This is a genomic window from Streptomyces sp. NBC_00224, from assembly GCF_041435195.1.
In the GTDB taxonomy this organism is placed as follows: domain Bacteria; phylum Actinomycetota; class Actinomycetes; order Streptomycetales; family Streptomycetaceae; genus Streptomyces.
Genome location: NZ_CP108106.1, coordinates 5,783,870 through 5,797,470, shown reverse-complemented (window position 1 = coordinate 5,797,470; position 13,601 = coordinate 5,783,870). Strand labels below are relative to the sequence as shown.

Annotated in this window: 15 protein-coding genes; 3 read left to right on the top strand and 12 right to left on the bottom strand. The window is 71.2% G+C overall.

The genetic code is table 11. The annotated features are described in order from the left end of the window. Positions 1-66 precede the first annotated feature (66 nt). The 4 genes from OG965_RS25980 to OG965_RS25965 all read right to left on the bottom strand — a co-directional run bounded on the left by OG965_RS25980 (position 67) and on the right by OG965_RS25965 (position 5,046). On the bottom strand, positions 67-1,443 hold the full coding sequence (locus tag OG965_RS25980) for an AI-2E family transporter (RefSeq protein ID WP_371654467.1): 1,377 nt from the start codon (positions 1,441-1,443) through the stop codon (positions 67-69). 152 nt (positions 1,444-1,595) lie between these two features. Next, a complete protein-coding gene (locus tag OG965_RS25975; protein ID WP_371654466.1) occupies positions 1,596-2,288 on the bottom strand; it encodes a transglycosylase SLT domain-containing protein in 693 nt (230 codons plus the stop codon). Between the two features lie 367 nt (positions 2,289-2,655). Further along, positions 2,656-3,978 carry a PhoH family protein gene (locus OG965_RS25970; RefSeq protein ID WP_371654465.1) on the bottom strand — a complete coding sequence of 441 codons (1,323 nt, stop codon included), beginning with the start codon at positions 3,976-3,978 and terminating at the stop codon, positions 2,656-2,658. 306 nt (positions 3,979-4,284) lie between these two features. Next, on the bottom strand, positions 4,285-5,046 hold the full coding sequence (locus OG965_RS25965) for an isoprenyl transferase (protein WP_371654464.1): 762 nt from the start codon (positions 5,044-5,046) through the stop codon (positions 4,285-4,287). A gap of 161 nt (positions 5,047-5,207) precedes the next feature. Between OG965_RS25965 and mgrA the strand changes: the two genes are divergently transcribed. Continuing rightward, positions 5,208-6,251, top strand: coding sequence for an L-glyceraldehyde 3-phosphate reductase (mgrA, locus tag OG965_RS25960; protein ID WP_371654463.1), 1,044 nt, complete (start codon positions 5,208-5,210; stop codon positions 6,249-6,251). A gap of 276 nt (positions 6,252-6,527) precedes the next feature. On the opposite strand, the gene OG965_RS25955 is transcribed toward mgrA, so the two are convergent. The 4 genes from OG965_RS25955 to OG965_RS25940 are packed head-to-tail and all read right to left on the bottom strand — an operon-like array spanning position 6,528 to position 10,018. After that, positions 6,528-6,893, bottom strand: a complete 366-nt coding sequence (locus tag OG965_RS25955; protein ID WP_371654462.1) for a winged helix-turn-helix transcriptional regulator — start codon at positions 6,891-6,893, stop codon at positions 6,528-6,530. A gap of 33 nt (positions 6,894-6,926) precedes the next feature. Continuing rightward, positions 6,927-8,417, bottom strand: coding sequence for a DUF2079 domain-containing protein (locus OG965_RS25950; RefSeq protein WP_371654461.1), 1,491 nt, complete (start codon positions 8,415-8,417; stop codon positions 6,927-6,929). Between the two features lie 56 nt (positions 8,418-8,473). After that, the gene (locus tag OG965_RS25945; RefSeq protein WP_371654460.1) at positions 8,474-9,262 is read right to left on the bottom strand and encodes a methyltransferase domain-containing protein; all 789 of its coding nucleotides are present in this window, start codon (positions 9,260-9,262) and stop codon (positions 8,474-8,476) included. A gap of 48 nt (positions 9,263-9,310) precedes the next feature. After that, entirely contained in the window at positions 9,311-10,018 is a 708-nt protein-coding gene (locus OG965_RS25940; protein ID WP_371654459.1) for a prepilin peptidase, read from the bottom strand. A 252-nt stretch (positions 10,019-10,270) separates the two neighbouring features. On the opposite strand from OG965_RS25940, the gene OG965_RS25935 reads away from it, so the two are divergent. Continuing rightward, complete coding sequence (locus OG965_RS25935; protein WP_371654458.1) at positions 10,271-10,642, top strand: DUF192 domain-containing protein; 372 nt, start codon at positions 10,271-10,273, stop codon at positions 10,640-10,642. Positions 10,643-10,766: 124 nt separating this feature from the next. Beyond that, positions 10,767-11,165, top strand: a complete 399-nt coding sequence (locus OG965_RS25930) for a VOC family protein (RefSeq protein ID WP_371654457.1) — start codon at positions 10,767-10,769, stop codon at positions 11,163-11,165. Between the two features lie 9 nt (positions 11,166-11,174). Here OG965_RS25930 and OG965_RS25925 read toward each other — a convergent pair whose 3' ends face one another. From OG965_RS25925 to OG965_RS25910, 4 genes are all read right to left on the bottom strand, one after another. Continuing rightward, positions 11,175-11,603 carry a MarR family winged helix-turn-helix transcriptional regulator gene (locus OG965_RS25925; protein WP_371654456.1) on the bottom strand — a complete coding sequence of 143 codons (429 nt, stop codon included), beginning with the start codon at positions 11,601-11,603 and terminating at the stop codon, positions 11,175-11,177. Further along, positions 11,603-12,043 (bottom strand): SRPBCC family protein, encoded by a 441-nt coding sequence (locus tag OG965_RS25920; RefSeq protein WP_371654455.1) that lies wholly within the window; start codon positions 12,041-12,043, stop codon positions 11,603-11,605. The genes OG965_RS25925 and OG965_RS25920 overlap by 1 nt, the downstream gene beginning before the upstream one ends. Positions 12,044-12,308: 265 nt before the next feature. Then, a complete protein-coding gene (locus tag OG965_RS25915) occupies positions 12,309-12,974 on the bottom strand; it encodes an OmpA family protein (protein WP_371654454.1) in 666 nt (221 codons plus the stop codon). A 14-nt stretch (positions 12,975-12,988) separates the two neighbouring features. After that, a complete protein-coding gene (locus OG965_RS25910; protein WP_371654453.1) occupies positions 12,989-13,579 on the bottom strand; it encodes a hypothetical protein in 591 nt (196 codons plus the stop codon). Positions 13,580-13,601 lie beyond the last annotated feature (22 nt).

Here is a 13,601-nt window from a genome sequence, read left to right as displayed (position 1 = left end):
CTACGTGGTGCCGTCTTCAGGGGCGCGGGGAACTGCGCGACCAGCCACAGACGACCCGCACCCGAATTACTGCTCCGGCGGCTCCGCCGCACTCCGCAGCGCGTTCTCCTTCGCCGTCGCCCGCAAATACCCCACCACCGTGTTGGTCACCGCCACCAGCGGTACGGCCACCACCGAGCCGCCGATGCCGCCGATCAGGCCGCCCGCGGCGACCGAGAGGACCACGGCGAGCGGGTGGACGCGGACCGCGCGGCCCAGGATGAACGGCTGGAGCACATGCCCCTCGATCTGCTGCACCAGGAGCACCACGGCCAGCACCATCACCGCCGTGAACACGCCCTCGGTGACCAGCGCGACCACCACCGCGAGCGCGCCCGAGATCACCGCGCCCACCAGCGGGATGAAGGCGAACAGGAAGATGAAGACGGCGAGCGGCACCGCCATGGGCACGCCCAGGAAGTAGATGCCGACGCCGATGCAGATCGCGTCGATCAGGGCCACTATCACCGTGCCGCGCACATACGCGGTGAGCGTGCGCCAGGCGCGCGGCCCGGCTCCCTCGATCGCCGGCCGGGCCTGCTCCGGGACCAGCCGCACCACCCACCGCCAGATGTTCTTCCCGTCGTAGAGGAGGAAGAGCGTCGAGAACATCGCGAGCAGGATGCCGGTGAGCACCTCGACGAGGACGGTCACGCCCTGGAGGCCCGCCGAGGTGATCTCGTTGGTGTTGTGGCCGATGGTGTCGCTGAGGTTCTTGGCGACCTGGTTGATCTGGTCCTCGGTGACGTGGAACGGGCTGTTGAGGAGCCAGCGTTTGAGCTCCTCGATGCCCGCCCTGACCTTGTCGGAGAGCGTGTCCAGGTTGTCCATGACCTGCCAGACCACGAACCAGCCGATCAGGCCCATCACGATGAAGCCCGAGATCGCGGTCACGGCGGTCGCCAGGCCCCTGGGCAGCCCCATCCGCCGGAGGCGGGAGACGGTCGGCTGGAGCAGCGCGGTGATGAACAGCGCGGCGACGAACGCGAGGACCACGAGCCGCACCGCGCTGATGACCCGCATCAGCACCCAGAGCGTGCCCGCGAGCACCAGGAGGCGCCACCCGATCTCGGCGGCGACCCGCATCCCCCACGGCACCGCGGCCACGGGGTCGGGCCGCGCGGCGACGGCGGGGGCGTAGGCGGGCGGCGCGGGGACGTGGTCGGGGACCTGGGGGGCGGGCGCGGCGCCGTTGGCGGAGGCGGCGTCCTCGGCGGCGGGCGCCTGCGAAGGAACCGCTGCCGCCACTGCCGAATCGTCACTGCTCGCGGCGTTGCCGGGGTCGTCCAGGCCCGCGTCCGCGTCGGCGCGCGCCTCGGTCTCGACTCGGCGTTCGTCCAGCCGCTGTCCCATACGGGTCAGACCGGCGCCCAGCGCCCCGAGCAGCCCCGGCACTTTCGACATGATGCTGCCGTTTCCCTTTCCCCCGCTGCGCGTCCCCACCACTCCCCCCACCCGGAGTCGTCGCCTCCGACCGTACACGGGCAAAGCCCCTCACCGAAGGACGGTGAGGGGCTTCGAAAGGTTCAGCCGGGACCGGTAAAGATCCCGCGGACCTAGTACCAGGTGTTCGCCTGCCAGAACGTCCACGCGCCGCAGGGGCTGTGGTAGGTGGAGTTCATGTAGTTCAGGCCCCATTTGATCTGGGTCGCCGGGTTGGTCCGCCAATCGGAGCCCACCGAGGACATCTTGGAGCCGGGAAGCGCCTGGACCAGGCCGTACGCGCCGGAACCCGAGTTGACCGCGAGGTAGTTCCAGGTCGACTCGTGGTTCACGATGTTGCTGAAGCACTGGAACTGGTCCGCCGGCACGATCTGCCGGGCGATGGCCTTGACCTGCTCCACCGTGTACGAGCTCTGCTGCGGGAACGACGACGGGTCGCGGGTCTCGGAGCGGCTGGCGACCTGCTCCTTCTCGCGCTCACGCTCCTTCGCCTTCTCCTCCGCCGACTCCTTCTTGGACTTGGCGTCCTTGGCGGCCTGAAGGCGTGCGCTCTCTTCGGCGGACTTCTTCGCGGCGGCGCTCGCCTGGGCCGACTGGGCGTCCGCCTGCTGCGTCAGGGACGCGGTCTGCACCTGGGCCTGCTGGCCCGCGGGTATGTCCGCGAGAAGCGTCGTGTCGGCAGCGGTCGCCTCGACGTCGTTCGAGGTGCTCTGCGGCGCGCCGGAGGCAACGCCCACGACGGCACCGACGGTGGTGACCGCAGTGGCTGACGCCACCGCGAACCCCCGGACCGAGATCCGGCTCACACGGTTTCCTTCCAGCAGCGCCCGCACTGGTGACCTGACGGACGCAATCGTGCCCCTGGCTCTCCCCTCCCAACTGCTCAGGTCACGGGAGGAACTGACCCGGTGGGCAACTCCCTTGCGGGAGCGCCGCGTGGTGCTCGGGCGGCATACGGCGACGTTATTGAGTTACGAGGTACAGGTGTGCCGTATGCGGGGCCTGACGGATGCAAGACTCTGCCGGAGAGCGGCGCCGCAAGGCAATTCTTCCCTGGGTGTGAAACCTCACATCCCCTCCGCCCCAGGGGTTTTGCCGGATCCGGCACACAAAGAGGCGCCGCCCGGCTAAGCTCAACGGCTTCGCGGGCGGCGCCAATTGGGACGTACAGGATCAGATCTGGCCGTCCTCCAGCATTTCGGTCACCAGTGCGGCGATCTGCGACCGCTCGGAGCGGGTGAGGGTGACATGGGCGAAGAGCGGATGGCCCTTCAGCTTCTCCACGACGGCGACCACTCCGTCGTAACGGCCCACCCGCAGATTGTCCCGCTGGGCCACGTCATGGGTGAGCACCACCCGTGAGTTCGCCCCGATCCGGGACAACACGGTCAGCAGGACGTTCCGTTCGAGCGACTGGGCCTCGTCCACGATCACGAACGCGTCGTGCAGGGAGCGGCCGCGGATGTGGGTGAGCGGCAGGACCTCCAGCATGCCGCGCGACGTCACCTCCTCGATCACCTCGCGCGTGGTGACCGCCGACAGCGTGTCGAAGACCGCCTGCGCCCAGGGGCCCATCTTCTCGGCCTCGGAGCCCGGCAGATAGCCGAGCTCCTGCCCGCCCACCGCGTACAGCGGGCGGAAGACCATCACCTTCTTGTGCTGGCGGCGCTCCAGGACCGCCTCCAGGCCCGCGCAGAGGGCCAGCGCGGACTTGCCGGTGCCGGCCCGGCCGCCCATCGACACGATGCCGATGTCCGGGTCGAGCAGCAGGTCGAGCGCGATGCGCTGCTCGGCGCTGCGGCCGCGCAGGCCGAACGCCTCCCGGTCGCCCCGTACGAGCTTGACGTTGCCGTCGGCCGTGACGCGGCCCAGGGCCTTGCCGCGCTCGGACTGGAGCACAAGCCCGTTGTGCACCGGCAGGCTCGCGGCCTCCGGCACGTACAGCGTCTCCTCCTCGTAGAGAAGGTCCACCTGCTCGCCCGAGAGCGACAGTTCGGACATTCCGGTGAAGCCCGAGTCGGTGATGGCCAGTTCCGCCCGGTACTCCTCGGCGAGCAGGCCTACCGACGACGCCTTGATCCGCAGCGGCAGGTCCTTGGAGACGACGGTGACGTCGTACCCCTCGGCCTGGAGATTGCGGGCGACGGCGAGGATCCTTGAGTCGTTGTCCCCCAACCTGTAGCCGGCGGGCAGCACGCCGGGATCGGAATGGTTGAGCTCGACGCGGAGCGTGCCGCCGAGGTCGCCCAACGGGATGGGTGCGTCGAGGCGTCCGTACCGGACCCGGAAGTCGTCGAGCAGGCGCAGGGCCTGACGGGCGAAGTAGCCGAGTTCCGGATGGTGCCTCTTGGCCTCCAGTTCCGTGACCACGACGATCGGGAGCACCACTTCGTGCTCGTCGAACCGGGCCATGGCGTTGGGGTCGGCCAGCAGGACGCTGGTGTCGAGGACGTAGGTGCGCCGGTCGGGCATGCGGCGCTTTGAGCTGGTCACCACGGAAGGACGTACCCCCTCGGAAGAGGTCGGGGTGCGACGGCGTCGCGGGGGTGGGGGCCGGGCTGTGGCCACGATGCGCGGGCCGAGCGCCGGCCCTCCGCTCCGTCCGTGCACTGTGCACGTGCGTCCTGGTGCAAAGGGCCTCCCGGGTGAGCGGCCACTTCTGGCCGTTCAACTGGAGGGGGTATTCCCTCGAACAAGCGCGGCCATGCACAGGCATATGCGCTTGGTGGGGACCAAAGGGATTGACTCCCGGTCAGGACCCGTTGGGACGGATCGTGACGTGTGGGGACATGACGGGACGGATCAGGTCCCGTAGCGCCGGTGGCGTGCCGCGTAGTCGCGCAGCGCGCGCAGGAAGTCCACCTTGCGGAAGGCGGGCCAGAACACTTCGCAGAAGTAGTACTCGGAGTGAGCGGACTGCCACAGCATGAATCCGGACAGCCGCTGCTCGCCGCTGGTGCGGATCACCAGGTCCGGGTCGGGCTGGCCGCGCGTGTAAAGGTGCTCCGAGATGTGATCGACGTCGACGATCTCGGCCAGCTCCTCGAAGCTGGTCCCCTTGGACGCCGCGTCGAGCAGCAGCGAGCGGACCGCGTCCGCGATCTCCTGGCGGCCGCCGTAGCCCACGGCGACGTTGACGAGTATGCCGCCGACGTCGTGGGTGGCCTGCTCGGCCTCCTTGAGCACCGACTGCGTCCGTGCGGGCAGCAGGTCCATCGTGCCGGCGTGGTGGACGCGCCAGCGCCCGTCGGCCGCCAGGTCGCGCACCACGCCCTCGATGATGCCCAGGAGCGGGATCAGCTCGTTGTCGGGCCGGTCCAGGTTGTCCGTGGACAGCATCCAGAGCGTCACGACCTCGACGTCCGTCTCGGCACACCAGCCGAGCAGCTCGTGGATCTTGCTCGCGCCGGCCTGGTGCCCCTGTTCGGGGCTGCCGCCGGAGGCCTTGGCCCAGCGTCTGTTCCCGTCCAGGATGACGCCGATGTGCTTGGGCACCTGGTCGTGGTCGAGGCGACCCTCCACCCGGCGTGCGTAGAGCCCGTACACCAGGTCGCGCAAGTTCACCGATTCCACCCTCTCGTTGCTTCCGGGGGCCGCCGCGGCACCGCACGGCCCTCGCCCAGTGCCTGACCGGCCTGGGGGCACCCCCGAGGAAGGCACAGTACTGCGGACGGGTCACAGCGGCCCAACTCGGCCTGTCACAAGTCCGTGATAAGCAGGGAAACGTGACTGAATCACTCCCCCTCCACTACCTGGCCGCCGACGGCCGCTACGACTCCATGGAGTACCGGCGGACCGGCCACAGCGGCCTCAAGCTGCCCGCGCTCTCCCTGGGCCTGTGGCACAACTTCGGCGACGACCGCTCCCTCGGCTCCCAGCGCGCGATCCTGCGCCGCGCCTTCGACCTGGGCGTCACCCACTTCGACCTGGCCAACAACTACGGCCCGCCGCCCGGCTCGGCCGAGCTCAACTTCGGGAAGATCTTCGGCCAGGACTTCCGGGCGTACCGGGACGAGCTGATCATCTCCACCAAGGCCGGCTATCTGATGCACCCGGGGCCCTACGGCGAGTGGGGCTCCCGCAAGTACCTGCTGTCCTCGCTGGACGCCTCGCTGGGCCGCATGGGCGTCGACTACGTGGACATCTTCTACTCGCACCGCTTCGACCCGGAGACCCCGCTGGAGGAGACGATGGGCGCGCTGGCGTCCGCCGTCCAGCAGGGCAAGGCGCTGTACGTGGGCGTGTCCTCGTACAACAGCGAGCAGACCGCCGAGGCGGCGCGGATCCTCAAGGAGATGGGCGTCCCGGCGCTCATCCACCAGCCGTCGTACTCGATGATCAACCGCTGGACCGAGGACGACGGCCTGCTCGACACGCTCGAAGAGGCGGGGATGGGCTGCATCTCCTTCGTGCCGCTGGCGCAGGGGCTGCTCACGAACAAGTACCTCAAGGGCATCCCGGAGGGCTCGCGGGCCACCCAGGGCAAGTCGCTCGACCCCGATCTGCTCAGCGCCGAGGTGCTGCGCCGGCTGGGCGGGCTGAACGACATCGCCTCCCGGCGCGGCCAGTCGCTGGCCCAGCTGGCGATCTGCTGGGTGCTGCGCGACCCGCGGATGACGTCGGCGCTGATCGGCGCGTCCAGCGTGAAGCAGCTGGAGGAGAACGTGGCGGCGCTCGCCGGACCGCCGCTGACGGCCGAGGAGTTGAAGGAGATCGACGCCTTCGCCGTGGACACCGCGGGCACCAACATCTGGGCCGGCCGCGGCTGATCACCCGGGTGATCGCCAACTGACAGCGGAGTCACAGGAACCGGCCCCGGATCGGGGCCAAGAAAAAACGGGCCGGTCCGTGGGGGGGATACGGACCGGCCCGAGGGGGGGTTTCCACCATAACCCTTCGTAAGTGCTCCTGGGTGCAACGGCGTGCCGAAACTACGCTCCGAAACCGCCCGGGCACGGTGGATCCACTGCCGCCGGGTACCCCCAAGGGGGACCCGGCGGCGGAACGCTTCTTTGACTGTGCAGGTCAGAGCGGTGCAAACCGGCTCAGGCCACACTGCGCGAGCGCGACTTCACATCCAGGATCCACTCCATGTGTGCCGCACCCCACTCACCCAAGGGGGTGAGTGCCGTGTTGAGCGCCTGGCCGCGCGGGGTCAGCGAGTACTCCACCCGGGGCGGCACCTCCCCGTAGACCTCGCGGTGGACGATCCCGTCCGTCTCCAGCTCGCGCAGCTGCTGGACGAGGACCTTCTCGGTGACGCCGTCGACCTGGCGCCTGAGCTCACCGAAGCGGTACGTCCCGTCGTGCAGCGCCCACAGGATCAGCGGCTTCCACTTTCCGCCGACCACGTCGACCGCCGCGTCGAGCCCGCAGTTGTAGCTCACGTCGCCCTTGCTGTGCCTGGCCATGGCCCTCCCTCGTCTCGTACGTCCGTCGCCGTCTCAACGTCTGAGCAGGGTGATTCCGTCCCGCTGGGCGACGATCCGGTACCCGTAGGCCTGTTCCGCCTTGGCCAGCTCGGCTTCCTGACGGTCCTTCGGGTACGGCCAGTAGCCCGGCGGGTACGGCCAGGACTCGGCGGGCACCCGGTCGTAGACGATCCACCGGGCGGTCGGCGGGGGCACCGGCGCGCCGGTGTCGTAGAGCCGCCAGTGGACCGGGTAGGTCGGGAAGAGCACCACGTCCGTACGCGAAGTGAGCTGGGGCACCAGGCGGTTGGAGGCGGCGACGGTGGCGCCGTCGGGGATGCGGCGCAGCAGGTCGCGGGCGGCGGCGATGTGCGCGGTGGAGCGCCAGGTGGAGCGGTGGACGAGCTGGGCGAGCGGGAAGGACGGGATCAGCACCAGGGTGACGGCCGCGGTGGTGGCGAGCGAGGCCCGCACATGGCGGCGGGCGAGGGCGTCGCCGGAGCGCCGGTAGGGGGCGAGCGCGTCGGTCATGGCGGCCAGGACGACGGGCATCAGCACCGCCGTGTAGTGGAAGGAGGTGCCCCAGTGGAAGGCGTTCTGGGAGAGCATCCGCCAGCCGAGCGTCGGCACGGCGAGCCAGGCGAGCGGCGAGCGCAGGGCGATCAGGGCCGCGGGGGCGAAGACGAGGACCAGGGTGGTGGCCTTCACCTCCGGGCGTACGGCGTCGAGCGGGGCGAAGGCGAGGGTGGCGAGCAGGGAGCCGTGGGCGGGTTCGAGGTTGGCGGCGTGGGCGTAGGTGCCGGCCGGGCTGAAGAACGGCATCAGCACCTTGAACTCCAGGGCGCTGCCGAGCAGCCCGGCGGCGGCGGTCGCCAGGCCGAGCCGGCGCCGCCCCTTCCAGGCGATGTACCCGCCGACCGCGGCCAGCGTGAGCCCCAGGTCCTCCTTGACCAGGAGCAGCGGCGCGGCCCAGGCCACCGCGGCCCGCCAGCGCCGCAGGGCCAGCGCCTCCAGGGCGTACGAGACGAGCGGGACGGCGAAGCACACCTCGTGGAAGTCGAACGCCACCGCCGAGGCGATGCCCCAGCTCAGCCCGTACGCGAAGGCGACGACATGGGCGGCGCGGCGGCCCAGCGCCTGCCGGGCGCGGCGGGCGAGCGGCACGACGGCGAGGGCGAGCAGGGCTGCCTGGGCGAAGAGCAGGGTGTACGGGGAGGGGGCGATCCGGTACAGCGGGGCGAGGACGACGAGCACGGGGTGGAAGTGATCCCCCAGCAGGTTGAACCCGTCGCCGCGCAACGGGGCGACGGGGGCGCGCAGTTGGGCGTACGCCTTCACGGCCTGCTCGAAGATGCCGAGGTCGTAGCCGGTGGTGCGGATCAGCGCCTGACGGCGGGCACCGACGGCGGCGTAGACCAGGAAGAGCGCGGCGGCCCACCCCCACCAGAGGAGGGCGGGCCGTGCCGTACGCGTGCCCTGGCGGCCGGGAATCGCGGCGACGGCGACCCTGCGCAACGAGGACACTTCATTACTGATTGTCCGCATCCGTTCCATATGCTCGGATGCTAGGTGGCTCGGGGTTAGCGCAGGGGCTTCCGGGCCTCGATGAGGAACCGTGTCGTGTGCGCGACGAAGGGGCCGTCGGTGCGGATCTGCTCGTCCAGCGCCGCCAGCTTCTCCTCGTACTCCTCGACCGTGAAGCCGGGGACCATCCAGATCACCTTGCGCAGGAAGTAGACGACGGCGCCGATGTCGTGGAACTCGGTACGCAGCTTCTCCTGGCGCAGATCGGCCACCTGGAGCCCGGCGGACTCGGCCTCGGCGCGCGCCTTGCCCGGGTCGCGCCTGCCCCGGACGTCGGCGGACTGCGGCCCCAGGAAGTACTCGACGAGCTCGAACACACTGGCGGGTCCGACCTGTTGGGAGAAGTAGGTGCCACCCGGGGTGAGGACCCGGGCGATCTCCGGCCACCAGGTCTGGACGGGGTGACGGCTGGTCACCAGGTCGAAGGCACCGTCCCCGAACGGCAGCGGCGGCTCGTCGGCGTCGGCCACCACCGCGACGCCGCGCGGGTGCAGCAGGGCGGTGGCCCGGGCGACGTTCGGCGGCCACCCCTCGGTGGCCACCGCGAGCGGCGGCAGCTGCGGGACGGCCGCCAGGACCTCGCCACCGCCGGTCTGCACGTCGAGCGCGGCCGTGGCCCGGGCCCAGCGCGCGGCCATCGCACGGGCGTACCCCCAGGACGGCCGCTCCTCGGTGGCCCGTCCGTCCAGCCAGGAGAAGTCCCAGCCGTCCACGGGGGCGGCCGCCGCCTCGGCGATCAGGTCTTCGAAGGTGCGGGTGTTGTGGTTACGGATGGTTTGCGCCATGTTCCGGACCCTACGCGCCCGCACGCCGTGTGTGGCGCAGGGGCCGCCCTACGCGGCGAGGCCGCCGAGGAGCAGACCGACATACGCTCCACCGATCATGAAGGGGCCGAACGGGATGGCCGCGCGGCGGTCGGCGCGGCGCGCGAGGATCAGCCCGAGGCCGTACGTACCGCCGGCCGCGAACCCCGCGAAGGCGCCGGTGAAGAGGATGCCCCAGCCGTACCAGCCGAGCACCACGCCGAGGCCGACGGCGAGTTTGACGTCGCCGAAGCCGAGGCCGGCGGGGTTGACCAGGAAGAGCACGAAGTACGCACCGCCCAGGGCGAGTCCGCCGAGCAGGGCGTGCCGCCAGGACCCCTCGTGGTGCGGGGCGAGAGCCGCGGCGCCGAGGAGGGCGGCGGCGGTGGCGGCGAAGGGGATCGTGAGAACGTCCGGCAGCCGGTGCACCCGGGCGTCGACAGCCGCGAGGAGTGCGGCGAGCGGCAGGAGGAGCAGCCAGACGGCGAGTTCGGGGCGGGGGCCGGTGGTGGTGGCCAGGGCGGCGGAGGCGGCGGAGGCCGCGGTGGCGGTGGCCGCGCCCCACCTCGCGCCGCGCGTGTGGCAGACCGGGCGGCCGAGCCAGCGGGTGAGGGGGTGCCCCCGCGGGCAGACGTCCCGCCACGGCTCGCCCGGCTCGACCGAGAGCCGGTAGGCGGCGCGCGGGACCAGCCATCCGAGGGGGGCGCCGCAGGTGGCGGCGAGGAGGGCGAGGTACACGGGGGCACCCTAGGTGCGGCGGGAGGTTTTCCCCACCCCGCCCCTTCACCTGGACCCTCCGGGGTGGGTGGGGGTGAGGGTGGTTTCCCGGGGGCTGCGCCCCCGGACCCCGTTGCGGGGCTCCGCCCCGGACCCCGCTCCTCAAACGCCGGAGGGGCTGAATTTTGCCGTGCCCCTTTAGGGGCGCGGGGAACTGCGCGACCAGCCCCCACCCACCCGCAGACGAACACGGGGGCTCTGTAGCGTGGGTGCATGGCGCGATGGCGGGACGGGCAAGGCCAGTTGGCGGTTGACGGAGGACACCTCGTCCCCCTCGAAATCGCCGCGTCCTATCGGGCCCGTACCAGGGGGCTCCTCGGCCGGGACGGGGTCCAGGGGGCCGTCCTGCTCAGCCCGGCCACCTCCGTCCACACCTTCCGCATGCGCTTCCCCCTCGACGTCGCCTACCTCGACCGCCACCTCCGCGTCATCGCCCTCCACACCGTCCCCCCGAACCGCCTCACCGCCCCCCGCCTCCGCGCCCGCCACATCCTGGAGGCGGAGGCGGGTGCGATGGCGGGGTGGGGGATCCGCCCGGGTGTGCGGGTGCGGGTGCTCGTACAACTGCACGGGGCGCACCCGTAAGCCGGAAGTCGCCTTGCCCGCCCCGCGCGCCCCTGCTTACGATCACGACCACGGCATCGCGCGTTGGTCACCGGCCGGGTGAGCGTGGAGGTGCCCGTGAGATGCCTGTTGGAGGCATTCCACCGTGTCAGTCGAGTTGAATCACACCATCGTCCACTCCCGCGACAAGCGGGCTTCCGCCGAGTTCCTGGCGGACATCCTGGGGCTGCGGGTCGGTGACGAGTGGGGGCCGTTCATCCCCGTCGAGACCGGCAACGGCGTCACCCTGGACTTCGCCACCGCCGACCCGGACAAATTCGTGCCGCAGCACTACGCCTTCCTCGTCTCCGAGGACGAGTTCGACGCCGGCTTCGAGAAGATCAAGCAGTGGGGCGTACGGCACTTCGCCGATCCGTACATGAAGCGCCCCGACGAGATCAACCACAACGACGGCGGCCGGGGCGTCTACTTCCTCGACCCGTCCGGCCACGCCATGGAGATGATCACCAGGCCGTACGGGAGCGGCAGCGCCACCCGTTCGTAGAACCGGCGCTCACTCTTCCGGCCGGGCCAGTGCCGCGAGCAGCGCCACCGCCTCGCCCACCGGCACCGGCCGGAAGAACTCCGCGTCCACCGCCTCCACCGCCGCGATCGCCCGCGGCGCGAGCTCCGCCCCGGCGTCCGTCACCCGCAGCCGCTTGGCCCGGGTGTCCGCCGGGTCGGTCTCGCGTACGAGCAGGCCCTTGCCCTCCAGCGTACGGACGACCTGGGACGTCATCTTGACGTCGGTGCCGGCCTGGCGGGCGACCGCCAGCTGGTTGGGGTGCTCCCCCTGCCCGTTGAGCCACCAGGTGCACGCGAGCAGGACGAACTGCACATGTGTGAGGCCCAGTGGCGTGAGGGCCGCGGTCACCCCCCGCTGCCAGCGCAGCGTGGCGTGCCAGAGCAGGAACCCGGGGCTCTCGCCGGGGGTGAGCGCCATCAGCGCCCCGCCTCCGCGAGCCGGACGAGCGCGGCCATGGTCTCCGGCCAGTCGGCGGTGACGGCCGGGCCGATCTCCGGGCCCATCTCGTCGGCCGCCGCGCCGGTGATCTCCATCCGGTACACCACCCGGGTACGGTCCGGGCCCGGCCGGTCGAGCCGGTGCGCGGTGCGCAGGACCAGGCCGTCGAAGCGGGCCTCGTCCACGAACAGCTCGTTCTCGGCCACTTCGGTGAGCCGCAGCTCGATCGGGTCCTGCCCGTCCGCGCCCATGGTGATCTCGGATCCGGCCGCGAACGGCCCTCGGATCTCGATCTTCTGGACGTCCGCGTTCCAGTCGCTCCAGCTCTCCACGTCGGCCCACAGCCGCCAGACGGCCTCAGGAGCGGCGCTGGTCTCGACTCCGTGCTCGTACACCCACATGTCGGCTCCCCTGTTCATCCTCTGCGCGAATTAAGCTTCCCGTAGATTATCTCCGCGCAGACTATCTGTCCACACTCCTTGCCCTCACCGTCGATTCCCAGCCGTCTCACACCGACGTGCGCTTTTTTCCAAGTCCCCGGTACGCCCCGGCTGGCAGCCTCTGTGGTGCGCGGGAGCGTCACTTCCAACGGACGTTGACGGGGGCCCGCGCACATACGGGGCCCGGCCGACCGCACCTCCACCCGGCCGGCCGGGCCCGCCCTCGCCCCGCGCCGGGCTGGACCTATCCGGTCGCCCCGCGCGGGAAGGACACCTCGACCCGGCGGTTCTTGCGGCGGCCGTCCTCCGAGGAGTTGTCCGCGATCGGGAAGTCCTCCGCGTACCCACGGATGTCGAAGGTGACCGAGCCGCCCACCGCCTGCGAGAGCGCGCCCTGGACGGCGTCCGCGCGCTGCTTGGACAGGACGACGCCGTGCTCGTGCGTACCGAGGTTGTCGGTGAACCCGAACACCCGGACGTTCGCGGCCTTCTGCTTCTTGACCTCGTCGGCGATCGCCTGGATACGGCCGCTCGCCTCGGCGGAGAGCGCGGCGCTGTCCTTGCCGAAGAGGACCTCGGCCTGAAGGGCGAAGGAGATGTCGGCGTTGGTGTCGGCGCGGCGCTCCTCGCCGCCCATGTCCTCGACCACCGACTTGATGTCGATGACCCTCGGCGCGGCGAGCGTCGCCCCGTCGGAGAGCTTGAGCCCCGGCGCGTTGGCGTCGACCTTCACGGGCGGGGCGGCGGCGGGCACGGCGGTGGGATTCGGATCGTCGGCGACGGCCGCACCCGCCCCCGCCCCCGCCCCGACGAACAGCAGCACCGCGGCGGCGAGGACCGCGGGGCGGGCGTGACGGCGGCGGGGGGTGCCGGGGGCCGGGGTCGCGGGTGGTGCCTGGGTGGCCAACATGGGGTGCCTCAGCCTCAGCCGGAGATCTTGATGGTGGCGGTGGGCATGGTGGGGAGCTGGAAGTCGACGTCTGTCACGGGGGTGGGAGGGGCGGGGAACTGGGTGTAGAAGGGGGCTTCCTCCCCCGCCTGGATGCCCGTCGTGAACTGCGAGCACAGGCAGCGGCCGTCCGTGTCGCGCAGGATCAGGTACCGCTTCTTGCCCGCCTTGTCGACCAGCGCCGCGCCCGCCATGGAGGCGCCGTTGCTCCTCAGCTCCTGCTCGCCGCCCTGCCATCCGGGCGCGGAGAACAGGTTCTTGGACCCGTTCTTCACGACGCCCTGCACCGTCACGAACCCTCCGGTGTCCCGCTTCGCCGAGTTGATCACCACCTCGACGCCGTCGGTGCCGCTGATGGTCGCGAGGACCTCGGTGCTCTGGGTGGACGGGCCGCCGGACGGGGTGTTCTTCCCGCCGGACGCCGCCGGAGGGGTGGAGGCCTTGTCGCCGCCCTTCGGCTTGCCCCCGCCGTCTCCCCCGCAGGCGGTCAGGGTGAGCGCCAGGGCGGCGGCGGCCGCCGCGACCACCGCGCCTCTCGTCCGCGCCCTGATCTTGGCCTTGTCCATGAGTGAAGCCCCCTCGGTCCTT